Here is a 25,370-nt window from a genome sequence, read left to right as displayed (position 1 = left end):
AAGTGGGGGTGCGCTCGTCGAGACCCGTCGACCGGGTGTCAACCGGGCCGGTCACCCCGAACCCAGGGTGCGGCCGAGGGCCCCGGCCGGAGATCGGCGAGCCGGGGCCGGCCGCACGGGCCGACGGATCGATCCCCGCCCGATCGTGGCGTCGCCTTTGAGATCGAGCGTCATGATTCCTCCCGACCGGAACGGCGCCACGCCCGTCCTGCCCGAGGATGACGCCGCGGGGCTTCGGACACGGCCGCGCCCCCGAGTAGGCCCCCCGACGTCGCCGTGGCCGGCCGCCGACCGATCTGCTACAGCCCGCCTCGCCGCCGGGGACCGACCCGAACGCGCCCCGAGTCGCCCTTTTCGAGTCGGCCGGGCCGAACGACCGAACACGAGCGAGTGCGTCCATGATTCCGCGTTACAGCCGCCCCGAGATGGCCGCCATCTGGGATCCGCAGACCCGCTACCGCATCTGGTTCGAGATCGAGGCGCATGCCGCCGATGCGCTCGCCGAGCTCGGCGTGGTGCCGCGCGAGGCCGCCGCGACCCTCTGGGCCAAGGGCAAGGACGCCGTCTTCGACGTCGCCCGCATCGACGAGATCGAGCGCGTGACGAAGCACGACGTGATCGCGTTCCTCACCCATCTCGCCGAGATCGTCGGGCCGGAGGCGCGCTTCGTCCACCAGGGCATGACCTCGTCCGACGTGCTCGACACCACGCTGGCCGTGCAGCTCGCGCGTGCCGCCGACCTCCTGATCGCCGATCTCGACGGCCTCTTGGCCGCGCTGGAGCGCCGCGCCTTCGAGCACAAGCTCACCCCGACCATCGGGCGCTCACACGGCATCCATGCCGAGCCGACCACGTTCGGCCTCAAGCTCGCCGGCGCCTATGCCGAGTTCTCCCGCGCCCGCGCACGCCTGGTGGCCGCCCGCAAGGAGATCGCCACCTGCGCGATCTCGGGGGCGGTCGGCACCTTCGCCCAGGTCGATCCGCGCGTGGAGGAGCACGTCGCCGCCAAGATGGGGCTCTCCGTCGAGCCCGTCTCGACCCAGGTGATCCCGCGCGACCGCCACGCCATGTTCTTCGCGACGCTCGGCGTCGTGGCCTCGTCGGTCGAGCGGCTGGCGATCGAGATCCGCCACCTGCAGCGCACCGAGGTGCTGGAGGCCGAGGAGTTCTTCTCGGCCGGCCAGAAGGGTTCGTCGGCGATGCCGCACAAGCGCAACCCGGTGCTGTCGGAGAACCTCACCGGCCTCGCCCGCATGGTGCGGGCTTATGTGACGCCGGCGCTCGAGAACGTCGCGCTCTGGCACGAGCGCGACATCTCCCACTCCTCGGTCGAGCGGATGATCGGCCCCGACGCCACCGTCACGCTCGACTTCGCGCTCGTCCGCCTCACCGGCCTGATCGACAAGCTCCTGGTCTACCCGGCCAACATGCAGAAGAACCTCGACCGGCTCGGCGGCCTGGTCCATTCGCAGCGGGTGCTGATCGCGCTGACCCAGAAGGGCGTCAGCCGCGAGGACTCCTATGCCTGGGTCCAGCGCAACGCCATGAAGGTGTGGGGCGGCGAGTCGAGCGACTTCATGGGGCTGCTGAAGGCCGACCCGGACGTGCGCCAGGCGCTGTCCGATGCCGAGATCGAGGCCCAGTTCGACCTCGGCTGGCACCTCAAGCACGTCGACACGATCTTCCGACGGGTTTTTGGAAAGGCGTGAGATTCGCCCTGCGTCACGGCGCGTCACGGGAACACGCCCGAACCTCCTCGCCTTCACGTTGAAATGGACCATGCGGCGGCCTATTTCGCGATGGGTGAGGAGGATCGACCGTGCGGGTGTCCGTGACCGACGCGAAAGGCCAGCTCACCGCGCTGGTACCCCGCGCCGAAAGCGGCGAGGAGGTCGTGCCGACCCGCCACGGGGAGCCGGCCGTGCGTCTCGTTCCGGTCAAGAGGACGATCGACCGCGCCGCACGGCGGGCCGTCATGGAGGATGTGCGGGCATCCGGCCTCGCCAAGGCGACGCCCGGGCCGAGCGCCGCGCGAAGCCAGGATTTCCTCTACAACGACTTTGGCCTGCCGAAGTGATCGTCGTCGACACGTCGGCCCTGCTGGCGATCGCTCTCGACGAGCCTGAAGCCGACGCTCGCCAGGCCGCGCTCGAAGCCGAGGACGCGATCTTCATCTCGGCCGGCACCGTCGCCGAGGCATTCATCGTGGCCGCGCGACACGGCGTCATCGAAGAAATCGAACGGCTGCTCGATGACCTGGGCATCGAAGGCGTCACCGTCACGGCCGCGGCGGCGCGGCGGATCGGCGAGGCGCATCGTACCTTCGGCAAAGGGGTTCACCCGGCGGGTCTGAACTTCGGCGACTGCTTCGCCTACGAGGTGGCCAAGGAGCACGCCTGCCGCCTGCTCTATAGCGGCGACGACTTCTCGAAGACCGACGTCCAAAGCGTCCTTCAGCCCCTCCGCGCCGCACCGCCCGCAGCCCCGCCCTGTCCGGCCCGCCTGTCGGATCGGCCCGATCTGCGCTACAGTCGGCACCGGGGACGGAGGGATCTTCGGAAATCATGGCGGCGCGGCCGACCATCCTGGTGTTCGATTCCGGGCTCGGCGGCCTGACCGTGCTGCGCGAGGTCGTCGCGGCGCGTCCCGACGCCCGCTACGTCTACGCGGCCGACGACGCCTTCTTCCCCTATGGCCGGCGCGGCGAGGCGGCGCTGACGGCCCGCCTCGTGCCGCTGATGGGCGAGCTGATCGCGGCGCACCAGCCGGACCTCGTGGTGATCGCCTGCAACACCGCCTCGACGCTCGTGCTGCCGCATCTGCGCGCCGCCTTCGGGGTGCCGTTCGTCGGCACCGTGCCGGCCATCAAGCCGGCCTGCGCGGCGTCGCAGTCGCGCCTGGTCTCGGTGCTCGGCACCGAGGCGACCGTGAAGCGGGAATACACCCGGGCGCTGATCCGCGACTTCGGCCAGGGTTGCGCCGTGACGCTGGTCGGCTCGGCCCATCTCGCGTCGATCGCCGAGGCGGCGCTGCGCGCCGAACCGGTCGACGCGGCGGCGATCGGGCGCGAGATCGCCCCCTGCTTCGTCGAAGAGGATGGCCGCCGCACCGACACGATCGTGCTCGCCTGCACGCATTACCCGCTGCTGCGCGACGAGCTGGTGGCGGCGAGCCCGTGGCCGGTCGCCTTCGTCGATCCCGCCCCGGCGATCGCCCGGCGGGTGGCCGACCTCTTGGGCGGCGAGCGCCCTGCCCCCGACGCCTCCCCGCTCGTGGGCGGCCGCGCCGCCGAGGACGCGATCGTCTTCACGTCCGGCCGCCCGCCGGCCCCGCCGCTGGCCGCCGCGCTCGCGCGGTTCGGCCTCGCGCTGCCGGAGGCCCCGGCCGCGGCGCAGGCGGCACGTCGCGCCTCCCCGGCCCTCGGCGCCACCGGCTGAGCCCCCGGCGGACCGCCGCCGGCTCCGGCGGAACCGACCGTTTGACATTTCCGCCGCATCCCCTAAAACCCGCTCCGTCACGCGGGCCGTTTCGGCCCGCGCGGCGTTTCGCGACCCGTGGCCGACGCCTGCGCAAGGCGGCCGGCCTGTCGGTCCCGGCCCCTCGTTTCGGGGACATGCCGGGGCAAAGGAGGGCGCGATCCTCACGGTTCCGTCACCGACAGGACCATCATCGACAAGGCGGGCGCAACCCCGCCAGCGAGGACGCGATGACCAAGCGCATCGAAGCGAAGTACAAGATCGACCGGCGGATGGGCCAGAACATCTGGGGCCGCCCGAAGAGCCCGGTGAACCGCCGCGAGTACGGCCCCGGCCAGCACGGCCAGCGCCGCAAGGGCAAGCTGTCCGACTACGGCGTGCAGCTGCGCGCCAAGCAGAAGCTGAAGGGCTACTACGCCAACATCTCCGAGAAGCAGTTCCGCGGCATCTACGAGGAGGCCGTGCGCATGAAGGGCGATTCGGGCGCCAACCTGATCGGCCTCCTGGAGCGCCGCCTCGACGCCGTCGTGTACCGTGCCAAGTTCGTCGCCACGCCCTTCGCGGCCCGCCAGTTCATCAACCACGGCCACATCAAGGTGAACGGTCGCCGGGTCAACATCCCGAGCTATCGCTGCAAGGTCGGCGACGTGATCGAGGTGAAGGACAAGTCGAAGCAGCTCGCCGTCGTGCTGGAAGCGACCCAGCTCGCCGAGCGTGACGTGCCGGACTACATCGACGCCGATCACGGTAAGATGACGGCCAAGCTCGCCCGCATCCCGGTGCTGAGCGACGTCCCCTACGCGGCCCAGATGGAGCCGAACCTGGTCGTCGAGTATTACTCGCGCTGATTTTTCGCCGCGCGCGACCCCGAGATCGACAGCCGGTCGCCCGCGGGCGACCGGCTTTTTTCGTGCCGTTCGGTTCGGCCGAGGATCGCGCCGCGCCGCTACTACGCCGGCACGGAGACGACCTCGCCACCCGACATGAGGCCACCGGCCGCAGCCTGGTTCAACGCTTCTTCCACACGACGTCGAGGCTCAACGGGCCCCCGCCGGCGCAGGCGAAGTAAAGAAAGATGAAGCAGAACAAGACCGCGGCCTCGCCGCCGTTGCCCTGCGGGAAGACGCCGCGCGGCGCGTGGCCGAGGAAATACGCGAAGGCGAGCTCGCCGGAGAGAATAAAGGCGACGGTGCGGGTGTAGAAGCCGACCAGCAAAAGCGCGCCGAGGACGAGCTCGAGCGCCCCGGCGATCCAGTAGAGCGACCACAACTCGACGGTGCGGCCCGCGATCGGCCAGCCGAAGAACTTGCTGAGGGGATGTTGGAGCAGCAGGAGCGCCGTCATGATTCGGACGATGCTCAGTACGATGGGTGAAAAACGCTCGGCGACAGACTGGATGTTCACGGGGGTGGTTCTCCTTTGCCGCGCCCGTCTACGCGACTCGGGTTCGCGATGCCGTTCACAATGCCCTGATCGGCGCCCGAACCGACCGGAGCCCGCCACCGGCGAGCGCCGCCCGTGCCGCGCCCGCGAGATCGTTCCGGACGAGATCGTTCCGGATCCGAGCACTTGCGGCTACAACACCGGACGCGCGTTTCGTTCAGTCCCGAGGCCCACCATGCGCTCGCTCGTCTCCGCCGCCGCCGAAAGCTGGGTGCCCTGGGCGCTCGCCGCCGCCGTCTTCGCCGCCCTGACGGCGATCTTCGCCAAGCTCGGGGTCGAGGCGGTCGGCTCCGACTTCGCGACCTTCGTGCGCACGCTCGTCGTGGTCGTCGTGCTGGCCGCGCTGCTGACGGCGACCGGCCAGTGGCAGGCGCCCGGCACGGTGCCGGGGCGGACCTGGCTGTTCCTCGGCCTGTCCGGCCTCGCCACCGGAGCGTCGTGGCTGTGCTACTTCCGCGCCTTGAAGCTCGGCGACGCCGCGCGCGTCGCCCCGCTCGACAAGCTCAGCGTCGTGCTGGTGGCGATCTTCGGTGCCGCCGTGCTGGGCGAGCGGTTGTCGGCGGCCAACTGGGCCGGCGTCGCCCTGATCGCCGCCGGGGCGCTCCTGGTCGCCTATCGGGGCTGATCGCCGGACGGGTGATGCCCGGCCGCCGGATCCCGCCGCAGCACGAAGACGTAAGGCTCCGGAAGCCCGCGCAGATCCATCACGCCGAGCAGCGTGTCGGCGTCGACCTGCCGGAACACGTCGATGATCGGCTGGCGGTCGTAGATCATGGCGGCGCCGACCTGGCCCCTGAAGGTGACGAGCCGCAGGCGGGCCGCCGGACGCGCGGTCGCGAACAGCGGCAGCGCGAGCCGGAAGGCGCCGCGAAGGACGGCCGATCCGGCGAGGCGCGGCCAGCGGACCAGCAGGCCGACCGGCAGCCGGCCCGGATCGAGCGCCACCAGCGACCCGTCACGCCGTCTGAACAGCAATGGGTAAACTGTCTCGCTGTCGACGAATTCCTTGCCGTACCAGCCGAGCGCCTCGAGCAGCCCGTCGAATCGGTGGCCGGTCGGCAGGCCGCGACCGCGCCAGCGGCCCGTCATCGCCTCGCGCGGGACGGAGGGCAGCGCATCGAACAGCGCCATGGCGTCGGCCGCGGTGGCGCCGGCCTCCAGCCGGGCGAGCCGTGCGACGGCATCGCCCGTGGGCTCGGACACGAGGTCGGACATGGGGGCGGACGATTCGGCTGTCACGCGCCGCCGGCCGGCGGGCCGCCCGCATCGGCCGCGGTTTTCGACCCGGCCTCGGCGGCGGCCGTAGCCGCCGTGTGGGCCGCCTTCTCGGCCTTCCTGTCCTCGCGCCAGCGATTGAACTCGAAGATGCCGAACCAGAACCAGTTCGGCGGCCACCACAGCACCGGCCCCTTCTTGTCGTGCCAGAGAAAGCCGCGGCCCTTGAAGTAGTACATGCGACACCTCCGCCGGAGAGACGCCGAGCCTAGCCCGACGCGGGCCGCCGGACATCCGGGAAGGTCGGGAGGTCGTGTGCCGCGCAGGCGCCGGCAGCGGACCGGCGGCGGCCGGTCGCGCGGGCTCGCGCGCGACCGCAACCACTCCGCCCAAACCGTCAGAATTTCACCAGAATGTCCTCGTGACGGACGATGAACTGGCAGGCCAGGCGCCACGGCGGCGGCAGATCCTTCACCTCGGCGTCGTGGATCTGCTTGTCGGTGATCTTGCCGGCCAGCTTGAGGACGGTCTTCTCCTTCTCGGTCAGGGCGATGCCGAGCGGCGTCTTGTCCGACAGCACCGTGACCTGACAGGCGCACGAGCCGCACTCGCCGTTCTCGCATTCGAAGTGGATCGGAACCTTGTGCTCCTTGGCCACCGAGAGGAGCGTGCGCGTGTCGCCGGCGGTGGCGTACACGGTCACGTCCTTCGGCATGGCAGGCGAGGTAAAGGTGACGTCGGCCACGGGTGATCTCTCCCAGAATCGAAGTGTTCCAATATGAACGCCCATGGCAACCGGCGTGCCACCCGCCGCATCGCGCGCCCGGCTGAAAACACTCGATTTTCCGGAGTCGACCGGCGCGCGCCCCTGTGGTGTTGCAGACAAAGCTGTCGGACCTGTCGGCAAGCCGCCAACCGGTCGCGCCGGAACCGGCGTGCCGCGCCGCCCCGGCCCCTCCGGTCCTCGCCTCGGCCGAGCGACGGTTCCGGCCATGGGCCTACAACCTGCGCACTAATGGGATGCTCCCCAGGGGTGTGCCTTTCACGCTTCGTTAACCGAAACGACCTCAAGCATGGGGCAAGGATCGGACACCGGAGATTGCAATGGCACACTCGATCGAGGAGCGCATTCGCGAGCGCGCGTATCACCTCTGGAACAACCACGGCCGCGTCGATGGCCGCGACGACCATTACTGGCTGCAGGCCGAACGCGAGATTCTGGCCGAGCTGTCCGGCGCCACGCCGGCCGACGACGCGGCCCCCATCGCCGCCGACGCGGCCGGGTGCGACAGCGCGGTGACGAGCCAGGCGGTGACGAGCGAGGCGGTGGCGAGCCCGGCGGTGGCGAGCGAGGCGATCGGCGCCGATGCGCCGGCCGTGGCAGCGCAGGACGCGCCGGCGGCCCCGAAGGCCAAGACGGTGACGAAGCGCACCAAAGCGGGCGCGGACGCCAAGACGGCCGAACCGCTGCCGAAAAGCCCCAAGGCGCCCAAGAAGGCGTCGCGCCTCGCCGCCAAGGCGAAGGCGGCAGCGGCCAAGCGCGCCGGAACGGCCGACGCAAAGGCGAAGGCGCCGGCGGCCGCACCGGCCCCGGCTCCGCTCCCCGGACTGGCGCCGACCACCCCGTCGACGATCGTTCCGATGCCGGGAAAGCCGGCCGCCGCCGAGACGAAGCCGGTGGGCAAGCCGAAGCTACGGGCGAGGGGCTGAGCGACACCGAACGACGTCGACCGCCCGGCGGAGGTCGCAACGCGACGAGCCTGCGCGGCGTTCCCGGCACCGGACCGCGCTCCGGCCTCGTGCCCGGACGAGGCGCATCGGACAAGGCGCATCGGACAAGGCGCGTCGGACGAGGCGTGTCGGGCCGCCGGCCCGCGGTGCCTCTGTGCGGGTGCCCCGCAGGTCTCAGGCCATCCGGCGACGCGGAACGGGCGGACGGGCTAGACCGTGCCCCCTGCCCCGCCGTCCGGCGGCGCGCTCGCCGACGCCGGCCCGACCGCCGGTCGCCGCGGGAACAGGAGGCGCTGATACAGCAGCCCGATGCCGACCAGAACCAGGCCGAGGCCGATGAAGGACAGGGCGCGGAAGATGCCGGTGAGCCCGGCCATGTCGTAGAGAAACACCTTGGCGACCGTCAGTGTCACGACGGCCGCGGAGGCGAGCCGGGCCGGCTGCGAGCGCAGCAGGATGCCGGCGAGCAGCAGGGCCACGCCGAAGCCGAGCCAGGCGGCCGAGTAGGTGTACTGCTCGAGATCCCCGGTCGCCCCGACGGTCAGCACGGCGCCGTGATAGACGCGGCGGATCTCGAGGCTCAGCCACATCAGCGCGAGACCGACCGCGGCGGTCGCGGCGACCGCCCGGTAGGCCATCGGCCGGGTGTGGCGGGCGACCAGCGCAAGCGTCGCGGCGAGCACGGCCGGCACGCCGTAGCCGAGCAGGATCAGGTTCACGAGCGGCCCGCCGACCGCGTCGCCGGTGACCAGCGGGTTCGCCACGACGACCAGCCCGCCGACGATGCCGCCGAGCGCCAGCACCGCCATCACCAGGGCGCCGCCGTCGTGCACGATCGACCGCGTGCGAAGCCGCAGCCGTTCGAGCCCGATCGCCAGCGCCAGCCAGGCCGCGACCTGCAGCCCGACCTCGGCGAGCGGCCGCCGCGGCACGGCGTAGACGTCACCGCCCTGGACGAGGTGTCGGATCTCCAGCGTGACCAGCAGCACCGTGAAGAGGATCGCCAGCACGTCGACGGTGCGGGCCGCCACGTCGTCGACGCGCTTGCGCAGCAGATGCCCGGCCGTCCAGAAGGCGATCGCCGGCACGCCGTAGCCCCACAGGAGCCAGTTGAGGATCGGCGTGTCGCCGACCGCGGCACCGACGATGCGCGGCTCCCAGCCGATGCGGGCGAGCACCACGAGCGACATCGCGGCGGCGAGGAGCCGCAGCGCAGGCAGCGGCCGGTGGCGCTCGACGAGCGCGATGCCCGGCACCGTCAGGGCGAGCGCGATGGTGAGAAAGCCCTTCTCCAGCGCCATGGTCAGGGCCAGCGCCAGCGCCGCGATGGTGCCGACCGCGAAGATCGCCTGCCCCGCCGCGAGGCCGGGCCGCGACGGACGACGCACCAGCGTCTCGGTCGCGACTGCGAACAGCGCGGCGAGCAGCAGCGCGAGGCCGGCGAACGGGATCGACCGGTCGAAGCCGGCGATGCGCCAGTAGAGCGCGATCAGGATCGCGAGCGGCGTCGCGATCGCGCCCCACGCCCACACCTGCGGGATCACGGGCCGCGCGGCCCGGCCTTGCGCGAAGAAGCCGGAGACGCCGAACAGCGCGGCGAAGCCGAAGCCGGCGAGGAGATGCAGCGTGAAAGACGCGCGCACCGGCTCCGGCACGGCCCCCGCCACGGGTCCGGCCGGCGCGATCAGGCTGTCGAGCCGCGTCTCGGTCGCCCATTCGGCCATCACCAGCACGGCGAGCCCGGCCGCGACCGGCACGGCGCCGAGCCCCGCCGTGCTTCGCCAAGCGATGCCGATCGTGGCGACGACGAGCAGCACGAAGCCGCTCAGCGCGACGGAGTCGTGGCCGCTGACCATCGTCAGAAGCCCGGCCGGCACCAGCCAGGCGGCGAGCGAAAGCGACGAGATCTCGTCGACCGTGTCGGGCTCGGCGGTCGGCCCGAACAGCAGGCCGGCGACGATCAGGGCGGCGGCGAGCACGAAGCCCGCGACCATGTAGACGGTGTGCGGCACGGCGGTCGCGACCGCCGCCTCGGCGATGCCGGGCAGCGTCCAGGCGCTCGCGAAGCAGACGGCGGTCAGCGCGAGCCAGCGCCACAGCCGCGCCCGCGCCAGCGCATAGGCGGCCGCCGTGACGACGATCAGATAGAGGTAGAGGGCCCAGAAGCTCGGCTCCTCGGAAGAGACGAGGAGCGGCGTCACATAGGCGCCGACCAGCCCGAGCCCGGCGAGCGCCGGGCCGTGCAGCAGCGCCGCCGCGAGCGTCGCCAGCGCGACGACGCCGAGCAGCAGAAAGGCGACGGGCGGCGCCAGGAAGCCGTAGAGCGCATAGGCCGCGTAGACGGTCGCATAGGCGACCGTGGTGCCGGCCGCGGTGAGAATGCTCGGCACATGCGCGGTCGGGACCGCGACGGCGCCGACGCGGATCTCGTTGCGGCGCGTCCACTCACCGGCGGCGACCAGCGCGGCGGCGAGGAGCGCGCCGAGCGCCACCCGCACGCCCGGGCCGAGCAGGCCCTGCTCGATCGAGTAGCGGACCAGGAAGATGCCGCCGAGCGCCAGCGCGACGCCGCCGATCCACACGACCCATTGGGTGCCGAAACGCTCCTCGAAGCCGCGCTCGGGCTCCGGCACGGACCCCGGCTCGGGGGCGGACACCGGCGCGCGCGGCGGCGCGGCGGCGTCGGGCCGCACCGGCGGCACCGAGGACGGCGGGATCGCGGAGGGCGGGACGGGGCTCGACGGTGCCGGACGCGGCGCAGACCCGGGCGTGGCGATGGCCGGTCCGTCGTCGGGGGCCTTCGTCCCCGTCGCTTCGGGCGGCATCGCCGCCGGCGCGGCCGCGGGCTCCGCGGCAGGCGCGCTCGCCTCGGGCCGCTCGCTGTCGCGGCGCACCGGCCGGACCGGCGGCTCGTTCCGCAGTTCCTCCCGCAGGGCGATCACCTGTTGCTCGAGCCCGGACAGCCGCGCGTTCAGCGCGGCGACGCGGCGCGTCTCGCTCCAGGCCAGGATGATCGCCGCGACGGCGGCCAGCAGCGCGAGCATCTCCATGTCGGCCTCTCTGCGTCTGCACACGGCAGGGGTCTAGGTAGACGGAACAACCTACGCCGAAAGCGTTGGCCGCGGGTGAAGCGCGACGGAGCGGCGGCGCGGTCCGGCCGGCGGCGCCCTCGCCGGGCCGCATTCGCCGGCGCAGGATCGCGCATGTCGCGCGCCGATTTCCATCTGCTGACGACCTGGGACGTTCCGGCCCCGCCGGAGCGGGTGTGGATCGAGCTGATGCGGCCGCAGGACTGGCCGGCGTGGTGGCCCGCCGTGACCCGGGCCGACGTGCTCGATCCGGGCGACGCCGCGGGCGTCGGCTCGCGCATCCGCTTCGAATGGAAGACGGCCCTGCCCTACCGCATGGCCTTCGACATCCTCACCACCCGGGTCGAGCCGCTGGCGCTGATCGAGGGGCGTGCCTCCGGCACGCTCGACGGCACCGGCCGCTGGCGGCTCGCCGCGACCCGCGGCGGCACCCGCGTCACCTACGACTGGACCGTGACGGTCGCGGCGCCGGGCCTGCGTCTCGTCGCCCCGCTCGCCCGACGAGCCTTCACCTGGAACCACGACGCGGTGATGCGGCAAGGCCACCAGGGGCTCGTCACCCGCCTGCGCCGCGGCTGAGCCCGTGGCCGCGCACGCGACCGAACGACGTTCGCCCATGCTGCCGCCTCACCCGCCCGCCGGGCGGGACGGGCGCAGGCAATCCGGACCGATCATGCACGGTGCATCGGCCGCGACGACCGGCGGCGCCGTGGCGTGCCGACGGGACGCGGCGAGCTCGGTCGAGACGAGCCCGCCGAGCACCAGGGCGAGACCGGCGGCGGCGTAAGCGAGGCGTTCGAGCGGCGGCATCGGCGCGGTCCGTTGCGGAGGTGTGGTGTTGTCGCGCCGGGGCCGCGTCGCGTTCGACCCGCCCCGGCCGCGACGGCGCGCGTCGCCTCCGGTGGTTACCGCCGTCTTGCCGGTCGGCCGGCGGAGCCCGGCGGCCCGTCCGCCGGGCGGGGACGGTGCGGTCGCGGATGTCCGACGAATGCCGATTGTTGACGTGGCGCATGGCGCTGCCGCGGCACCGGCGCAGGCTCGTCGCGCCGGGCCGATGAGCCGCCCGACCGTCGCGTCCGAGGACATCTGCCTTCGCGGCCGTCTCTGATCGAAGCCGTCCGTTCCGAGGAGGCTCGCATGACCGTCCGTTCGCTGCCGCCGCTGCCGGCCGGTCCCGGCCGGACACTGGCGATCACCCTCGCCCTCGTGTTCCTCGCCTGCCTGATGCTCGGCGTGATGCTGCCGATGCGCGGCGCCCATGGCGTCGCTGGGCCTGTCGCTGCGCCGGCGGACACCGGCGCGCCAGGGTGAGGCGCAATCAGAATCCGGGAAACAGCGTCCGCAACATCCTCCGGCGCGGTCGTGCCGCGACGGGCGCCTCGGCGCCGTGATGTACCGTGAAGCACCCGCGCATCCGGATGATCGTCCAGATCAGCGGGTTCCAGCCGAGCCAGCTCCGCTCCACCTCGCCGGCCAGCAGGTCGGGCCGGACCTCGGGTGGCGCCCCGAACACCTCCGGCATGGCACGCGACAGATTGGGATCGGCGAGGATGCTCCACTTGGAATGGCCGCCCATCAGGGGCGAGCGCAGCCCGTAGACGACGCGGCCGACGCGCGACTCCCGGATCGCGAAGGAGCACATCGCGCAGGGCTCGACCGTCGTGTAGAGCGTGCAGCCGGCGAGGCTGCGCCGGCCGAGCGCGCGGCGCGCCTGCGCCATCGCGACGATCTCGGCGTGACGGGTGACGTCCTGGTCCTGCCGGACCGCGTTGGTGGCCTCGGCGATCACCTCGTCGTCGCGGCAGATCACACAGGCGAACGGCAACTCGCGCCGGCCGCCGCCGCGGCCGAGCGCGATCGCCCGGGTCATCATCTGCTCGTCGCGTGCCGCGATCCGTCCCGCGTCCATTCCCGCCCTCTCCCGGACGGGATTGTGCGGAACGCCGCGCCCGCAAACAAGCCGGCCGAAGGTCGGTGGCGGCCGCGGCGGACCCGACGCCGATTACCGGTACCCGGCCGCCTCGAACACGGCGCGGCAGTCCGGGCTCAGCCGGCTGACCCGAGCCGCCAGACAGGCCGTGATCGCCTTGATGTTCGGGATCTCGCCGGCACACAGCCGGAACACGTCCGGCCGGCAGGCCCGCTGCTGGGCCGGCGTCCCGCGATACTCGCCCTGGGCGTTCGCCGTCGCGGCGCAGACCCCGCCGAGCACCAATCCCAGCGTCAGAACTCGCAGTCCTCGTGCCATCGGCCTCCTCCCGTCGCGAGGGTGCGACCGCCGGGCTCGCCGGCGGTCCGATCGCGATTGGTGCCCGAGAGGCGCGGAGAGGTTCGACGGCCCGTGTGGCGCGCACACGGCTAAACCATTGCGACTACCCTTACCGCGTGCACCGCAGCACCTCCTCCCGTCACTGGACAGATGCGACGTTAGTCTATAGGTAGTCTCCCTGATCAGGGCTGGACGACGGCGGACGCCGACGCGTCGTGTCGCACGTGCCGCATCGAACCGGCCCGATCCCGGGATGCTCCAACGGCCGCGCTCCGGCGTACTGGATCAGGAGCCGTCCGGACCGAAGGGACCAGAGGACACGCCGCATGACCATGGAAGTCGAGACCATCGCCCGCCGCGCCACCACGCATGACTGGTGTCCCGAGGCCGACACCCGCGACAGCATCCCGGCACGGCGCAACGCACTCGCCGGCCTGTGGGCCGGGCGCCTGATGCGGATGCCCGACGAGACGCTGGCGATCTACGCCGCCGAGGTGCACGCCTCCGGCACGATGAGCGGCAGCGAGGCGATCGTGCAGAAGCTCTGGTACGATCTCAACCGCGCCGGGGTGCCGATCTCGCGCGACGCCGTCGTGAGCAAGATCGGCGAACTGCACCGTGATGCCATGGGACAGCTCAGCGCGACCGACTGACCGTCGATCGCGGCGGTGGCGAGCCCGCCGCCACGCGAACCTCGTCTCGTCGGCCGATCCTCTCGTGATCACGTCGGATTTCGATATTGTCTGCTCGGTCACGTCCGGTCATGATCAGAATGTCTTGTGCTCGGCAAACACGGGACGTGTCGTGACGATCGATCGCCGCACCCTGCTCGGATCGCTCCTGGCGTCGGCCGCCACGGCCGGCGCCGCCTCGCCGGCGGGCGCGACCGACCGCAGCCGCGCCAATGCGTGGACCCACACCTTCGCGCGGCCGGAAGGCGAGCCGATCCGGCTCGCGGCGCATGCCGGCAAGCCGATCCTCGTCGTCAACACCGCGTCGCTGTGCGGTTACACGCCGCAATATGCCGGGCTCGAGGTGCTGTGGAAGCGCTTCGGCGGCGCCGGCCTGCTCGTCGTCGGCGTGCCCTCGGACGACTTCGGCGGCCAGGAGCCGGGCGATCCGGCGAGCATCGACCACACGACGCATCGTTACGGCGTGACCTTCCCGATCGCCGCGAAGACGCGGGTGCGCGGCGCCGAGGCGCATCCCTTCTACCGCTGGGCCGCGCTCGAGCGGCCGCTCGACACGCCGCGCTGGAACTTCCACAAATACCTGATCGATCGCGACGGCCGCATCGCCGCGGCGTTCGGCGCGCCGGTCGAGCCGACCGACCCGCGGATCGTCACCGCGCTGACCACGATGCTGGCCTGATCGCACGCCGCCCGATCGTGCACTCACGTGATCAGATGACGTGAGATATCACGTCGCCGCGCGGCGGATCCGCGAGGGCTCGCTCTGCGACCGGCGGCTGTGCGTTCGGGAGATGTGCGTTCGGGAGGCGTGCGTTCGGTGGCCGGGCGGCGCGCGATCGCGATGCTGCGGCGCGGTGACCGGCCCCCGACCATCGCAACAAGAAATTCACCGATCGAACGGCGATCGTCTTGACAAAACCCGGCTTCGGCGCGACGATTTGCTCGTCAGCTTCGAGATGGTTCTGGTCGATCCACTGATCCGAGGAGCCGGTCGAAGCCGATGATGAGCCAGGCGGCTGACGCGCTGTTACCCAGCTCGTGAGCACCGGCGCAGAGAGCGGGAGGTGAAATGCCACCGGGCTCGCAAAGCCGCGTTGAACACTGATGGTCTTCGTTGGGATCTCGGTGGAGCGGCTACCCCCACAACGGATCAGGTCGGAAGCGGTCCCCTCGGGCTGCATCAGTGAGGCAAAGCCCACCTAGACCGCTTCCGACTATCGCCTACCCTCGTCGAACATCTCGGATGCCGATCGAACGCTCCTGCCCCGCAGCGAGCGTTTTTTTGTCGTGATCAGATCGTCCGCACCCGCATGCGTTTCGCCCAGGTTCACCCGAACGCCGCGTCTTCGCACGCGGCCGGATGCGCCGGCGACGTGATCAGATCGGCCGGCGACGTGATCAGACCGTCGACGAGCGCGTCGGGTGCGGCTCTCTCTCTCTCGTCCTCGCACACTCTCTCGTCCTCCGCGCCGGCGAGACCCTCGCGGAAATGCTCCGTCCTTTCGGGAGTGGCGCGCCGATCCCGGGCTCGTCCGGGATCCCTGCCTCTGACTCCGTGAGCCACCGACACCGGGAGCATGGTTCCTGGGCTCGCGAACCTGCCGGTCGCGCGTCCGAGGCGGCGAGCCGTGCAGAGCCTCGCCATCGATGCGCGGCACGAGGGGCGCACGACGGGCGTCGCGGCCACCACCTCGTCCGACCGCCCCTGGATCCCGGGTCACGGCGCGGCGCGCCGCGCCCGGGACACGCGGCCTCCGGGCTGTATCGGCCAGGTCGGAACCTCGAGCACGGATCCGGGCCGCTGCGTGCGGTTGCGCCGCCCGGGCGGCCGCCATTGTGGCGCGTTCTTCACGCGGCTCGCGCTGCGGCACGGTCGTCCGACTGTCGCCGCCGTGCTCGACAGGAGGGCGCGTTCCATCCTATTCGTGTCGTGCATCGATCACGCCGCGGGCACGCCTCGTGCATCACGATACGCGATCCCGGACGCGATACCGGACACGATTCGAACCGCCCGCGGGCGCCACCGGCCACAGAGGGTCCGAGCCGCCATGAAATCGATTCTCGTCCCCACCGAGCCCAACGATGCGATGTGGTCGACCCTGTCGACAGCGCTGACGGCCGCCAAGACCTTCGGCAGCCGGCTCGAGGGCTTCGCGGTGCGGGTCTCGGTGCCGACCGTCGTCGCCATGGACGTCGCCCCCTCGGCCTCGCTCGCCTTCTTCGAGGAGGAGAACGCCGAGGCCGCCCGCCAGTCGCGCGACCTGTTCGCCAAGTTCATGGCCGACCACGCCGTGCCGGCGGCGGCGCCGGCCGGCCAGCCGCGGGCGCCGCAGACGGCGCCGAGCTGGGCCTGGCTCGACGATGCGCCGGAGGGCGACAATTTCGTCGGCCATTACGGCCGCATCTTCGACCTGATCGTGATGGGCCGGCCGAGCACCGACCCGCAGGGTCCGCACATGAGCACGTTCGAGGCCGGGCTGTTCGAGAGCGGGCGGCCGATCCTGCTGGCGCCGCCCAAGCCGTCGGCGACGGTCGGCCGCCACGTGCTGATCGCCTGGAACTGCTCGACCGAGCAGGCCCGCGCCACCGCCTTCGCGATGCCGTTCCTGGGCCGCGCCGACCAGGTGACCATCCTCACCGTCGAAGGTGCCGTGGTGCCGGGGCCGTCGGCCGAGCAGCTCGCCGCCAATCTCGCGCTGCACGGCATCAAGGCGTCGCTCGCCTCGATCAAGGGCGGCGACAACCGCACCGCCGGGCCGATCATCCTCGACCACGCCCAGCGGGCCGGCTGCGACCTCATCGTCAAGGGCGCCTACACTCAGAGCCGCCTGCGCCAGATGATCTTCGGCGGCACCACCCGGCATATCCTCACCTATGCCGACATCCCGGTGCTGACCGCCCACTGAGCGCGGCGTCCGAACCAGACGCGCCGACGGGCTCACCGCCAGCGGCGATGCAGCCACAGCCACTGCTCGGGATGCTCGCGCACCCATGCCTCGATCAGGTCGGTGACCTGCTGCATGGCGCCCTCGACGTCGATCTTGCCCTCGCCGTCGCGCGGCAGATCGAGCGGGCCGACCAGCTCGAAACCGAAGCGCTCGTCCGGTAGCCGGATGGCGCGCGCGCCGTAGACCGGGCAGTCGAACAGCCGGGCGAAGCGCGCCAGCATCGGGTTCACCTTGCAGGTCCGGTCGAAGAAGGTGACGTCGATGCCGCGCGCATAGTGCTGGTCGACCAGCATGCCGGTGAAGCGGCCCTGGCGCAGCGACTCGCGGATGCGCAGCGGCGTGTCGGGGCCGGCCGCGATCACGGTCATGCCACCGGCCTCGCGGGCCCGGACCATCTCGGCGACGAAGGGACCGATGCGCGGCGCCCGGAACACCACCGAGATCGCCCGGTCGATCGTCCGGGCCCCGAGCGGGACGATCTCCCAGTTGGCGAGATGGCCGGTGAAGAACAGCACCGGCCCGGTGGTCTCGCGCAATCGCATCAAGGCGGCATGCGAGGCGGCGTCGAGCTCGATCCGCCCGCCCGGCCGCGGGTCGCGCCAGTCGTAGTCCCACAGCCGGTGCAGATGGGCGTACTCGACGAACAGGCGGCCGAAATTGTCCCACATGCCGGCGAGCGTCTTTTCACGCTCGGCTTCGGTCATCTGCGGAAACACCATGGCGAGCTGCTCGTCGGCGACCCGGTGGCCCTTCAGGCGCGGGCCGATCCTGCGCATCAGCCAGCCGGCGGCGGCCGCCGTGCGGCGAAGATCGAGGCGACCGACGAGCCGCAGGACAGCGACCCCGAGCCGGCCGACGCCGGTGTCGACGCGGGCGAGCAGGCTCTTGTGCTCGCGCATCGGCAGGCCGGGGCGCGCCGCGGCGAGCCGCTCGGAGAGCGCGGCGACGAAAGGCAGATAGTCGGCCGAGCGATCCTCGACGGACAGGAGGCCGGTGCGGTGGGCGGCCGAGAGCTTCACGGCGCCGCTGCGCCGATAGAGCACGCAGGCCCAGTAGGACGCGGCCGAGCCCGGAATGCGCTCCTGGTAGATCTTGGTGGCGACGACGTCGGCGAAGGCGAGCCGCCCCGGCCGGCCACGATCGTCCCAGGCGAGCCCCTCGGGCTCCAGGCGAAACGTCTTCTCGGACGTGAAGGGATGCGCGCGGTAGGCGTAGGTCCGGTCGGTCATGCGGATCGGGGAATGGGACGCCGCCTCTTCTACGGCGCCCGCCCCGCCTCCGCCAGCGCGTCGGCGAGCAGCCGCCGGCAGGCCTCGAGCTCGCCCAGCACGGCGCCGAGCCTTTCGCGGTCGGCGGCCGAGAGGCCGGGGGGCGGCAGCGCCGCGGCGCGGACGACCGCCGGGGTGTCCGACACCTCCTCGGGCTCCGGCGTGATCGGGCGAAGCGTCTCGCGCAGGCTCGCCGCCGCGCCGGGTGGCGGAACGGGTGGCGCGACGTGCGGGGCGGCCGACGGCTGGGCGAACGGTGGCGCAAATGCCGAGGCGGGCGGCACCGGCGCCCCTTCGCCGCGCGCCAGCGGCACGTGATTGGTGCGTTGCAGGGGCCGGCTCGCCGGACCCGGCGGCGGGCCGAAGGACGGCTCGCGCCGGCCGTAGGGATCGGTGTCGAGATCCGGCTCCGGCGTCTCGGTGTCGTCGCGCGACGCCGCCGATTCGGCCGACTCGTCCGCCTCGGCCGGGTCGAGCGCCACGGCCACGGCGTCCTCGTGCTCGCTGCCCTCGGCGTCCGTCCCGTCCAGCTCCGGCACGCGCTCGGGCTGCGGCGCGCCCTCCTGCCAGACGGTCTGGACGAAGCGCCCGCCCTGCTCGCGCAGGATGCGCTGGACACCGCGGATCGTGTAGCCCTCGCCGTAGAGCAGATGGCGAATGCCGCGCAGGAGATCGACGTCGTCGGGACGATAATAGCGCCGCCCGCCGCCCCGCTTCATCGGGCGGACCTGCGGGAAGCGGCTCTCCCAGAACCGCAGCACGTGCTGCGGCAGCGCGAGCTCCTCGGCGACCTCGCTGATGGTGCGGAACGCTTCCGGCGCCTTGTTCACGCCAGCCCCCCCACCCCGGCCGCGGTCACGGCTCCGCCGCGCCGTCGGCGTTGATGCGCTGCTTGAGGATCGCGGACGGCTTGAACACCATCACGCGACGCGGCGAGATCGGCACTTCCTTGCCGGTCTTCGGGTTGCGTCCGATCCGCTGCCCCTTCTTGCGCACCACGAAGGAGCCGAAGGAGGAGAGCTTCACGGTCTCGCCCCGCTCCAGGCAGTCGGTGATCTCCTTGAGAACCAGTTCGACCAGAGCGGCCGATTCGGTGCGAGAAAGTCCCAACCTTTGATAAACGGCCTCGCAGAGGTCCGCCCGCGTTACAGTCTTTGCGCTCATCGTGGCCCCAGCGCCTACCCATAGACTTTTATATGTTACTGAATTTACAACGATATGAGCTTCGGCCGCCGGGGTCAACACGCCCGTGCGGCGGCGCATGAGATTTGAATGGGATTTTGTTCGGGCCGCATCGAAAGGCGCATCGAGAACCGGCGTCGGACCCGCGGCGACGATCGCGGCCGCAGCCGTGTCGCACCTGCCGGACCGGTCGCCCGGCCGCCCCGCCGCCTACCAGCGGATCAGTGCGGCGCCCCAGGTGAAGCCGCCGCCCATCGCCTCGATCATCACGAGGTCGCCTTGCTTGATGCGGCCGTCGTGGACGGCGGTGTCGAGCGCCAGCGGGATCGACGCCGCCGAGGTGTTGCCGTGCTGCGCGACGGTCGAGATCACCTTCTCGCTCGGCACGCCGAGCTTGTGGGCGCAGCCGTCGATGATGCGCTGGTTGGCCTGGTGCGGCACGAACCAGTCGACCTCCTGGGCGGTCGTTCCGGTGGCGGCGAGGACGTCCGTGATGGCGCCCGTCATCATGCCGACGGCGTGCCGGAACACCTCCTTGCCTTCCATCCGCAGGAAGCCGGCCGTGCCGGTCGTGGAGGGACCGCCGTCGACGTAGAGCTTGTCCTTGTGGCGGCCGTCGGAGCGCAGCTTGGCGCCCAGCACGCCGCGGTCGGCCTTGCCGCCGGCCAGCTCCTGCGCCTCCAGGACGACGGCACCGGCGCCGTCGCCGAAGATCACGCAGGTGGTGCGATCCTTCCAGTCGAGGATGCGCGAGAAGGTCTCCGAGCCGATCACCAGGGCGCGCTTGAAGTCGCCGGCGCGCAGCATCGAATCGGCCGTGGCGACGGCGAAGACGAACCCCGAGCAGACCGCCTGCATGTCGAAGGCGGCGCCGCCCGTGATGCCGAGCCGCGCCTGCACGGCGACGGCGCTGGCCGGGAACGTGTTGTCGGGCGTCGCGGTGGCGAGCACGATCAGGTCGATGTCCTGCGGATCCATCCCGGCGGCCGCGAGCGCCCGCTCGGCCGCCTTCACGGCGAGGTCGGAGGTGTGCTCGCCGGCGGCGGCGATGTGGCGCTGGCGGATGCCGGTGCGCTGGACGATCCAGTCGTCGCTGGTGTCGACCATGCCGGCGAGATCGTGATTGGTGAGCATCCGGGCCGGAAGATAACTGCCGCAGCCGCGGACGACCGAACGGATGACTGTCACGACGCTACCTCTCCGGCGACCGCGGCGGGCGCCGTCTGCCCGAGGGTTCGGCCGATCTTCGCGAGGAGCTCGTAGCGGGCCATGTCGTAGCCGAGATCGACGGCCGCCGCGAACCCTTCCGCGTCGGTGCCGCCGTGGCTCTTGATCACCACGCCGTTGAGTCCGAGGAAGACACCGCCGTTGACCTTGCGCGGGTCCATCTTGTCCTTGAGGGTCTTGAAGGCCTGCCGCGCGAACAGGTAGCCGATCCTGGCGGCCAGCGTGCGGCTCATCGCGCTTCGCAGATACGCGGCGAGCTGTTTAGCCGTCCCTTCGGCGGTCTTCAAGGCGATGTTGCCGGTGAAGCCTTCGGTCACCACCACGTCCACCGTGCCGGCGCCGATGTCGTCGCCCTCGACGAAGCCCTTGAAGTCGATCTGTCCGTAGGCGCCGTTGCGCAGGAGCTGGGCGGCGGCGCGGATCTCCTCCAGGCCCTTGACCTCCTCGACGCCCACGTTGAGGAGACCGACACTCGGCCGCTCGAGGTCGAACACCACGCTCGCCATCGCGCCGCCCATCACGGCGAGCTGGGCGAGATGCGCCGCGTCCGCCCCGATCGAGGCGCCGACGTCGAGCACGATCGATTCGCCGCGCAGCGTCGGCCACAGGCAGGCGAGCGCCGGCCGCGACACGCCCGGCATCATGCGCAGGTGGAACTTGGCCATCGCCATCAGGGCGCCGGTGTTGCCGGCCGACACCACGACGTCGGCGTCGCCCTTCTTCACGGCGTCGATGGCGAGCCACATGGACGAGCGCCAGCGGCCGTGGCGCAACGCTTGGCTCGGCTTCTCGTCCATCTTGATCGCGACGTCGGTGTGGATCAGCCGCGAGGCGGCCTTCAGGGCCGGCCGCGCGTCGAGCAGCGGACCGACCACCGCGTCGTCGCCGTAGAGGATGAAGCTGGTGTCGGGATGCCGGGTCAGGGCGATGTCGGCGCCGGCGATCGCCACCGCGGCCCCGTGGTCCCCTCCCATGGCGTCCAGCGCGATGCGAACCTTCTCGGACATGAATCGACGTTGCCGGCGGTGCGCAACCGCACCGGTGACCGGCCGACACGGACCAGTCGCTGGGTTGAAGAGGCGGCGACAATACCGCGTTCGCTTCGCCTGACAATGGCTGAAATCACCGATACGGAGTTGCCGTTCGGCTCATCCACCGCCATCGCTGCCGCCGCCCGCCCCGCCCCTCTCCTTGAGGGCGGCGAGCGCCGCGAAGGGTCCGGGATCACGCGGCCCGGTCTCGACGGTGTCGAAGGTCGCGCCCGGCTTGCGCGGATAGGGATCGATGCCGAGCAGGACGAACTCGGTGGCGATCGCCCCGAGGTCGACGGTGCCGTCGACCAGGCGCTCGGGCGGATCCTCGGCCTCCGGATCGCGCGGTGGCCCGGGCTCCTCCTCCGGCGCGTCCGGGGTGAACAGGAGATCGACCTCCTCCTCGATCGCGCTCTCCATCGGCTCCAGGGTGACGACGCAGATCTGCCCCGCCGTCGCCGAGACGGAGCCGCCGACATGCAGGCCGGGCCCGCGCCGGGTCACCTCGAAGCGCGCCTCGAGCCGCGGCAGGCCGGTGAGCCCGCCGCGCCGGGCGATCGCCTCGCGCACCGCCGGGTCGGCCGTCAGCGACACGACGAGACCGTGCTCCGGCACGTCGTCGAGGCGCACCGGCGCGCTCCAGGGACGATCGGGATTCGGCATGGCGACACTCCTTCACGCGACGAGGCCGGTCCGTGCGAGCGGTCCGGGATGGTTCGGGGCGGCGCAGGCGGCGGTGACCGCGCCCGGCGCGCGGCCTCGTCTTACGCCGGGGCGGCGGCCCCGTCACCCGGCTGCACGGCGCGCGCCCGGCCCGGTCCCCGCCACGTCCGTCGCCCCGTGACAGATATGGGCAGGATGCGGCCGGCGCGCCACGATCGCGCCATAGAGGGCGACAATGGTGCGGCCGAACACTGGGGACAGGGCGGCCAGGGATCTCGGGGCGGTCCCGGCCGGCGTCGGCGGGCGGGTCGCGACCAGACGGGTCGTGACCGGGCGGGCCGGCCGGCCGCCGCCGATCGGGGGTACGACGTGCGTCAGACGAACTGCGACAGTCCGGAGTGCAAGGGTCGCCGGACCCGGCGCGCGGCCATCGCGAGCGCCGCCGTGCTGGCGCTCGGGCTGCTGCTCGGCGGCTGCATCACCCAGACCTATCAGCGCGGCTACATCGTGCCGGAGGGCGCGCTGGAGCAGATTCCGCTCGGCGCCTCGCAGGAGCAGGTGCTGATCGTGCTCGGCACGCCCTCGACCGTCGCCACCGTCTCGGGCGAGGTCTTCTACTACATCTCGCAGCGCGCCGAGCAGACCTCCTTCCTGCCCCAGAACGAGGTCGACCGCCGCGTCGTCGCCGTCTATTTCGACAAGAGCCGCAAGGTCGAGCGCCTCGCCAATTACGGCATCAAGGACGGCCGCGTGTTCGACTTCGTCAGCCGCACCACGCCGACCGCCGGCCAGGAGCTCAATTACCTGAGCTACGCCCTCAAGGCGATGAAGTGGTGGTGAGCCGGGGCTGACGGCGGCGTCGGATCACACGGACGGCGGGCGGGCGAGCGACGCCTGCCCACCCGCGACCCGCCTGATCGGCGCGATCACCCTGCTCTCCGGCGCCACCACCTTGCGGCCCAGCGGCCCGTCCGACCTCACACGGCCGGCCGAACCACGTCCTCGTGCGCCAGCTCCCAGCGATCGGGCGAGCGCCAGAGGCGCGAGCGCAGCAGCTCGCGCTCGAAGATGAACTCCTTGGGCAGGCGGTCGAAGAACTTGTCGAACTGCTCCTCGTGGGCGTGCGCCTCCTTGGCGCCCTCCTCGCGGCCGACCGCCATCAGCGCGTAGAAGGTGTCGGCCGGGTAGTCGAGACCCGTCCATTCCAGATCCTCGTGCCGCGGCATCCAGCCGATCGGGCTCTCGACCGCGTAGCCGCGGCCGTGCAGGCGGTCGACGATCCACTTCAGGACGCGCATGTTCTCGCCGAAGCCGGGCCACAGGAACTTGCCGTTCTCGTCCTTGCGGAACCAGTTGACCCGGAAGATGCGCGGCGGGTTCGGCACCTTGCGGCCGACATTGAGCCAGTGGCCGAAATAGTCGGCCATGTTGTATCCGCAGAACGGCAGCATCGCCATCGGATCGCGCCGCATCGCCGCCTGGCCGATCGCCGCGGCGGTGCCCTCCGAGCCCATGGTGGCGGCCAGATAGACGCCGTGGCTCCAGTTGAACGCCTGGAACACCAGCGGCATCTCCTTGCTCATCCGGCCGCCGAAGACGAAGCCGCTGATCGGCACGCCGGCCGGATCCTCCCAGGCCGGATCGATCGACGGGCACTGGCCGGCCGGCGCCGTGAAGCGCGCGTTCGGATGCGCGGCGGGGCGGCCGCAGCCCGGCGTCCAGTCCTCTCCCTTCCAGTCGATCAGATGGGCCGGGGGCTCGTCGGTCATACCCTCCCACCAGACGTCGCCGTCGTCGGTCAGCGCGCAATTGGTGAAGATCGTGTTCTTCTCGATCGTCTTCATCGCGTTCGGGTTGGACTTGGTGTTGGTGCCCGGCGCGACGCCGAAGAAGCCCGATTCCGGATTGATGGCCCGCAGCGTGCCGTCCGGGCCCTTCTTGATCCAGGCGATGTCGTCACCCACCGTCAGAACCTTCCAGCCGTCGAAGGCCGCCGGCGGCACCAGCATGGCGAGGTTGGTCTTGCCGCAGGCGCTCGGGAACGCGGCGCCCAGATAGGTCTTCTCGCCGCTCGGCGCCTCGATGCCCATGATCAGCATGTGCTCGGCGAGCCAGCCCTCGTCACGCGCCATCACCGAGGCGATGCGCAGCGCCAGACACTTCTTCCCGAGCAGCGCGTTGCCGCCGTAACCCGAGCCGTAGGACCAGATCTCGTAGCTCTCCGGGAAGTGCACGATGTACTTGCGATTGATGTCGCCGTCGCACGGCCACGGCACGTCCCGCTGGCCGGGGGCGAGCGGCGCGCCGACCGAGTGCATGCACGGGATGAAGGTGCCGTCGGAGCCGAGCGCGTCGAGCACCGGCCGGCCCACGCGCGTCATGATCCGCATGTTGACCACCACATAGGGACTGTCGGTGATCTCGACGCCGATCTTGGCGATCGGCGAGCCGATCGGCCCCATGCTGAACGGGATGACGTACATCGTGCGGCCGGCCATGCAGCCGTCGAACAGCCCGCGCAGGGTCGCCCGCATCTCGGCCGGCGGCCTCCAGTTGTTGGTCGGCCCGGCGTCGTCACGATTGATCGAGCAGATGAAGGTGCGGTCCTCGACCCGGCCGACGTCGGACGGGTGCGACCGGGCCAGGAACGAGTTCGGACGCTTGGCGGGGTCGAGACGGATGAAGGTGCCGGCCGCGACCATCAGGTCGCACAACCGGTCGTATTCCTCCTGCGTGCCGTCGACCCAGACGACCTGATCGGGCGTGCACAAGGCCGCCATCTCGTCGACCCAGGTGCGCAGCTTGGAATTGGCTGTCGGGCTGGTCACGACGGCATCCATCAGTATCTCCCTGCGTGCTCCCGGCAGATCGTCCCGCCGGTCGAGCAACCGACGGCATCGTGTCGCCACGGAACGGCCGTTTCCTTGATTTTTGTCTAGGACTGGACGATTTCGATTACTACGATACATCGCATTCTGAATGACACGACAGATACATATGACACGTTACTTATCGTATACATTCATTCACCCAAAACAGAAACAGTACATTTTCCGTGCCTCGCCAGACGATCCGCGTCGGCGCGCATGAATTTGTCCGCGTCGCAACCGTAGGCTTGCTTACTGTATGCTTGTCG

At 71.3% G+C, this 25,370-nt stretch carries 27 protein-coding genes and 1 pseudogene; 13 read left to right on the top strand and 15 right to left on the bottom strand.

Annotation, left to right across the window (positions count from 1 at the left end; translation table 11 throughout):
- Positions 1 to 398 precede the first annotated feature (398 nt).
- The 5 genes and pseudogenes from purB to rpsD all read left to right on the top strand — a co-directional run bounded on the left by purB (position 399) and on the right by rpsD (position 4,324).
- Complete coding sequence (purB, locus tag ACFSOX_RS02645; protein ID WP_378476236.1) at positions 399 to 1,709, top strand: adenylosuccinate lyase; 1,311 nt, start codon at positions 399 to 401, stop codon at positions 1,707 to 1,709.
- Positions 1,710 to 1,819: 110 nt separating this feature from the next.
- The gene (locus ACFSOX_RS02640) at positions 1,820 to 2,077 is read left to right on the top strand and encodes a type II toxin-antitoxin system Phd/YefM family antitoxin (protein ID WP_378476235.1); all 258 of its coding nucleotides are present in this window, start codon (positions 1,820 to 1,822) and stop codon (positions 2,075 to 2,077) included.
- A pseudogene (locus tag ACFSOX_RS02635) lies at positions 2,074 to 2,454 on the top strand (type II toxin-antitoxin system VapC family toxin); the annotation flags it as partial. The gene ACFSOX_RS02640 and the pseudogene ACFSOX_RS02635, both read left to right, overlap by 4 nt.
- Before the next feature lie 110 nt (positions 2,455 to 2,564).
- Positions 2,565 to 3,437, top strand: a complete 873-nt coding sequence (gene murI / locus ACFSOX_RS02630) for a glutamate racemase (RefSeq protein WP_378476234.1) — start codon at positions 2,565 to 2,567, stop codon at positions 3,435 to 3,437.
- Between the two features lie 269 nt (positions 3,438 to 3,706).
- A complete protein-coding gene (rpsD, locus tag ACFSOX_RS02625; protein ID WP_378476233.1) occupies positions 3,707 to 4,324 on the top strand; it encodes a 30S ribosomal protein S4 in 618 nt (205 codons plus the stop codon).
- Between the two features lie 160 nt (positions 4,325 to 4,484).
- On the opposite strand, the gene ACFSOX_RS02620 is transcribed toward rpsD, so the two are convergent.
- On the bottom strand, positions 4,485 to 4,880 hold the full coding sequence (locus ACFSOX_RS02620) for a DoxX family protein (protein ID WP_378476232.1): 396 nt from the start codon (positions 4,878 to 4,880) through the stop codon (positions 4,485 to 4,487).
- A gap of 214 nt (positions 4,881 to 5,094) precedes the next feature.
- Here ACFSOX_RS02620 and ACFSOX_RS02615 point away from each other — a divergent pair, with 214 nt between their 5' ends.
- Positions 5,095 to 5,544 (top strand): EamA family transporter, encoded by a 450-nt coding sequence (locus ACFSOX_RS02615; RefSeq protein ID WP_378476231.1) that lies wholly within the window; start codon positions 5,095 to 5,097, stop codon positions 5,542 to 5,544.
- Here ACFSOX_RS02615 and ACFSOX_RS02610 read toward each other — a convergent pair.
- The 3 genes from ACFSOX_RS02610 to ACFSOX_RS02600 form a co-directional block, all read right to left on the bottom strand.
- On the bottom strand, positions 5,532 to 6,134 hold the full coding sequence (locus tag ACFSOX_RS02610) for a DUF4334 domain-containing protein (RefSeq protein ID WP_378476230.1): 603 nt from the start codon (positions 6,132 to 6,134) through the stop codon (positions 5,532 to 5,534). The genes ACFSOX_RS02615 and ACFSOX_RS02610 overlap by 13 nt on opposite strands.
- A 20-nt stretch (positions 6,135 to 6,154) precedes the next feature.
- On the bottom strand, positions 6,155 to 6,373 hold the full coding sequence (locus tag ACFSOX_RS02605; RefSeq protein ID WP_378476229.1) for a hypothetical protein: 219 nt from the start codon (positions 6,371 to 6,373) through the stop codon (positions 6,155 to 6,157).
- Positions 6,374 to 6,531: 158 nt separating this feature from the next.
- Positions 6,532 to 6,879 (bottom strand): 2Fe-2S iron-sulfur cluster-binding protein, encoded by a 348-nt coding sequence (locus ACFSOX_RS02600; RefSeq protein WP_378476228.1) that lies wholly within the window; start codon positions 6,877 to 6,879, stop codon positions 6,532 to 6,534.
- A 359-nt stretch (positions 6,880 to 7,238) separates the two neighbouring features.
- On the opposite strand from ACFSOX_RS02600, the gene ACFSOX_RS02595 reads away from it, so the two are divergent.
- Positions 7,239 to 7,844, top strand: a complete 606-nt coding sequence (locus tag ACFSOX_RS02595; protein WP_378476227.1) for a DUF2934 domain-containing protein — start codon at positions 7,239 to 7,241, stop codon at positions 7,842 to 7,844.
- A gap of 230 nt (positions 7,845 to 8,074) precedes the next feature.
- On the opposite strand, the gene ACFSOX_RS02590 is transcribed toward ACFSOX_RS02595, so the two are convergent.
- The gene (locus ACFSOX_RS02590) at positions 8,075 to 10,915 is read right to left on the bottom strand and encodes a DUF2339 domain-containing protein (protein WP_378476226.1); all 2,841 of its coding nucleotides are present in this window, start codon (positions 10,913 to 10,915) and stop codon (positions 8,075 to 8,077) included.
- Positions 10,916 to 11,068: 153 nt separating this feature from the next.
- Between ACFSOX_RS02590 and ACFSOX_RS02585 the strand changes: the two genes are divergently transcribed.
- Complete coding sequence (locus ACFSOX_RS02585) at positions 11,069 to 11,533, top strand: SRPBCC family protein (RefSeq protein ID WP_378476225.1); 465 nt, start codon at positions 11,069 to 11,071, stop codon at positions 11,531 to 11,533.
- 48 nt (positions 11,534 to 11,581) lie between these two features.
- Here ACFSOX_RS02585 and ACFSOX_RS02580 read toward each other — a convergent pair whose 3' ends face one another.
- Complete coding sequence (locus ACFSOX_RS02580; RefSeq protein WP_378476224.1) at positions 11,582 to 11,764, bottom strand: hypothetical protein; 183 nt, start codon at positions 11,762 to 11,764, stop codon at positions 11,582 to 11,584.
- Between the two features lie 327 nt (positions 11,765 to 12,091).
- On the opposite strand from ACFSOX_RS02580, the gene ACFSOX_RS02575 reads away from it, so the two are divergent.
- Positions 12,092 to 12,265, top strand: a complete 174-nt coding sequence (locus ACFSOX_RS02575) for a hypothetical protein (protein WP_378476223.1) — start codon at positions 12,092 to 12,094, stop codon at positions 12,263 to 12,265.
- A gap of 7 nt (positions 12,266 to 12,272) precedes the next feature.
- Here the strand turns inward: ACFSOX_RS02575 and ACFSOX_RS02570 are convergent, their stop codons facing one another.
- Positions 12,273 to 12,863: a nucleoside deaminase gene (locus tag ACFSOX_RS02570; protein ID WP_378476222.1), complete on the bottom strand. Its 591-nt coding sequence runs from the start codon at positions 12,861 to 12,863 to the stop codon at positions 12,273 to 12,275.
- A 93-nt stretch (positions 12,864 to 12,956) separates the two neighbouring features.
- Positions 12,957 to 13,202, bottom strand: coding sequence for a hypothetical protein (locus ACFSOX_RS02565; RefSeq protein ID WP_378476221.1), 246 nt, complete (start codon positions 13,200 to 13,202; stop codon positions 12,957 to 12,959).
- A gap of 347 nt (positions 13,203 to 13,549) precedes the next feature.
- Between ACFSOX_RS02565 and ACFSOX_RS02560 the strand changes: the two genes are divergently transcribed.
- The 3 genes from ACFSOX_RS02560 (at position 13,550) to ACFSOX_RS02550 (ending at position 16,821) form a co-directional block, all read left to right on the top strand.
- Positions 13,550 to 13,876, top strand: a complete 327-nt coding sequence (locus tag ACFSOX_RS02560) for an ATPase inhibitor subunit zeta (protein WP_378476220.1) — start codon at positions 13,550 to 13,552, stop codon at positions 13,874 to 13,876.
- A gap of 151 nt (positions 13,877 to 14,027) precedes the next feature.
- Positions 14,028 to 14,594, top strand: coding sequence for a glutathione peroxidase (locus ACFSOX_RS02555; RefSeq protein ID WP_378476219.1), 567 nt, complete (start codon positions 14,028 to 14,030; stop codon positions 14,592 to 14,594).
- 1,369 nt (positions 14,595 to 15,963) lie between these two features.
- Complete coding sequence (locus ACFSOX_RS02550) at positions 15,964 to 16,821, top strand: universal stress protein (protein WP_378476218.1); 858 nt, start codon at positions 15,964 to 15,966, stop codon at positions 16,819 to 16,821.
- A gap of 32 nt (positions 16,822 to 16,853) precedes the next feature.
- On the opposite strand, the gene ACFSOX_RS02545 is transcribed toward ACFSOX_RS02550, so the two are convergent.
- The 6 genes from ACFSOX_RS02545 to ACFSOX_RS02520 form a co-directional block, all read right to left on the bottom strand.
- Positions 16,854 to 18,092 (bottom strand): lipid A biosynthesis lauroyl acyltransferase, encoded by a 1,239-nt coding sequence (locus ACFSOX_RS02545; RefSeq protein ID WP_378476217.1) that lies wholly within the window; start codon positions 18,090 to 18,092, stop codon positions 16,854 to 16,856.
- Positions 18,093 to 18,121: 29 nt separating this feature from the next.
- Positions 18,122 to 18,961 (bottom strand): MerR family transcriptional regulator, encoded by an 840-nt coding sequence (locus ACFSOX_RS02540; RefSeq protein WP_378476216.1) that lies wholly within the window; start codon positions 18,959 to 18,961, stop codon positions 18,122 to 18,124.
- Positions 18,962 to 18,986: 25 nt separating this feature from the next.
- Entirely contained in the window at positions 18,987 to 19,295 is a 309-nt protein-coding gene (locus tag ACFSOX_RS02535) for an integration host factor subunit alpha (RefSeq protein ID WP_378476215.1), read from the bottom strand.
- Between the two features lie 228 nt (positions 19,296 to 19,523).
- Positions 19,524 to 20,501, bottom strand: coding sequence for a beta-ketoacyl-ACP synthase III (locus ACFSOX_RS02530; protein ID WP_378476214.1), 978 nt, complete (start codon positions 20,499 to 20,501; stop codon positions 19,524 to 19,526).
- Complete coding sequence (gene plsX, locus ACFSOX_RS02525; RefSeq protein WP_378476213.1) at positions 20,498 to 21,547, bottom strand: phosphate acyltransferase PlsX; 1,050 nt, start codon at positions 21,545 to 21,547, stop codon at positions 20,498 to 20,500. The genes ACFSOX_RS02530 and plsX overlap by 4 nt, the downstream gene beginning before the upstream one ends.
- Positions 21,548 to 21,688: 141 nt before the next feature.
- The gene (locus tag ACFSOX_RS02520) at positions 21,689 to 22,234 is read right to left on the bottom strand and encodes a YceD family protein (protein WP_378476212.1); all 546 of its coding nucleotides are present in this window, start codon (positions 22,232 to 22,234) and stop codon (positions 21,689 to 21,691) included.
- Between the two features lie 369 nt (positions 22,235 to 22,603).
- On the opposite strand from ACFSOX_RS02520, the gene ACFSOX_RS02515 reads away from it, so the two are divergent.
- A complete protein-coding gene (locus ACFSOX_RS02515) occupies positions 22,604 to 23,074 on the top strand; it encodes an outer membrane protein assembly factor BamE (protein WP_378476211.1) in 471 nt (156 codons plus the stop codon).
- 137 nt (positions 23,075 to 23,211) lie between these two features.
- Here the strand turns inward: ACFSOX_RS02515 and ACFSOX_RS02510 are convergent, their stop codons facing one another.
- The gene (locus ACFSOX_RS02510; RefSeq protein WP_378476210.1) at positions 23,212 to 25,074 is read right to left on the bottom strand and encodes a phosphoenolpyruvate carboxykinase (GTP); all 1,863 of its coding nucleotides are present in this window, start codon (positions 25,072 to 25,074) and stop codon (positions 23,212 to 23,214) included.
- Between the last annotated feature and the right edge of the window lie 296 nt (positions 25,075 to 25,370).

Origin of the sequence: Rhodoplanes azumiensis (assembly GCF_042682915.1) — a bacterium.
GTDB lineage: Bacteria > Pseudomonadota > Alphaproteobacteria > Rhizobiales > Xanthobacteraceae > Rhodoplanes > Rhodoplanes azumiensis.
This window is presented reverse-complemented; position numbering and strand designations above follow the sequence as displayed.

Bases quoted from the DNA above. Each gene is read 5' to 3' on its own strand.
- purB (WP_378476236.1), top strand. From the start codon at position 399: ATGATTCCGCGTTACAGCCGCCCCGAGATGGCCGCCATCTGGGATCCG.
- murI (WP_378476234.1), top strand. From the start codon at position 2,565: ATGGCGGCGCGGCCGACCATCCTGGTGTTCGATTCCGGGCTCGGCGGC.
- rpsD (WP_378476233.1), top strand. From the start codon at position 3,707: ATGACCAAGCGCATCGAAGCGAAGTACAAGATCGACCGGCGGATGGGC.
- ACFSOX_RS02615 (WP_378476231.1), top strand. From the start codon at position 5,095: ATGCGCTCGCTCGTCTCCGCCGCCGCCGAAAGCTGGGTGCCCTGGGCG.
- ACFSOX_RS02610 (WP_378476230.1), bottom strand. From the start codon at position 6,134: ATGTCCGACCTCGTGTCCGAGCCCACGGGCGATGCCGTCGCACGGCTC.
- ACFSOX_RS02605 (WP_378476229.1), bottom strand. From the start codon at position 6,373: ATGTACTACTTCAAGGGCCGCGGCTTTCTCTGGCACGACAAGAAGGGG.
- ACFSOX_RS02595 (WP_378476227.1), top strand. From the start codon at position 7,239: ATGGCACACTCGATCGAGGAGCGCATTCGCGAGCGCGCGTATCACCTC.
- ACFSOX_RS02590 (WP_378476226.1), bottom strand. From the start codon at position 10,915: ATGGAGATGCTCGCGCTGCTGGCCGCCGTCGCGGCGATCATCCTGGCC.
- ACFSOX_RS02585 (WP_378476225.1), top strand. From the start codon at position 11,069: ATGTCGCGCGCCGATTTCCATCTGCTGACGACCTGGGACGTTCCGGCC.
- ACFSOX_RS02580 (WP_378476224.1), bottom strand. From the start codon at position 11,764: ATGCCGCCGCTCGAACGCCTCGCTTACGCCGCCGCCGGTCTCGCCCTG.
- ACFSOX_RS02575 (WP_378476223.1), top strand. From the start codon at position 12,092: ATGACCGTCCGTTCGCTGCCGCCGCTGCCGGCCGGTCCCGGCCGGACA.
- ACFSOX_RS02570 (WP_378476222.1), bottom strand. From the start codon at position 12,863: ATGGACGCGGGACGGATCGCGGCACGCGACGAGCAGATGATGACCCGG.
- ACFSOX_RS02565 (WP_378476221.1), bottom strand. From the start codon at position 13,202: ATGGCACGAGGACTGCGAGTTCTGACGCTGGGATTGGTGCTCGGCGGG.
- ACFSOX_RS02560 (WP_378476220.1), top strand. From the start codon at position 13,550: ATGACCATGGAAGTCGAGACCATCGCCCGCCGCGCCACCACGCATGAC.
- ACFSOX_RS02550 (WP_378476218.1), top strand. From the start codon at position 15,964: ATGAAATCGATTCTCGTCCCCACCGAGCCCAACGATGCGATGTGGTCG.
- ACFSOX_RS02545 (WP_378476217.1), bottom strand. From the start codon at position 18,092: ATGACCGACCGGACCTACGCCTACCGCGCGCATCCCTTCACGTCCGAG.
- ACFSOX_RS02535 (WP_378476215.1), bottom strand. From the start codon at position 19,295: ATGAGCGCAAAGACTGTAACGCGGGCGGACCTCTGCGAGGCCGTTTAT.
- plsX (WP_378476213.1), bottom strand. From the start codon at position 21,547: ATGTCCGAGAAGGTTCGCATCGCGCTGGACGCCATGGGAGGGGACCAC.
- ACFSOX_RS02520 (WP_378476212.1), bottom strand. From the start codon at position 22,234: ATGCCGAATCCCGATCGTCCCTGGAGCGCGCCGGTGCGCCTCGACGAC.
- ACFSOX_RS02510 (WP_378476210.1), bottom strand. From the start codon at position 25,074: ATGGATGCCGTCGTGACCAGCCCGACAGCCAATTCCAAGCTGCGCACC.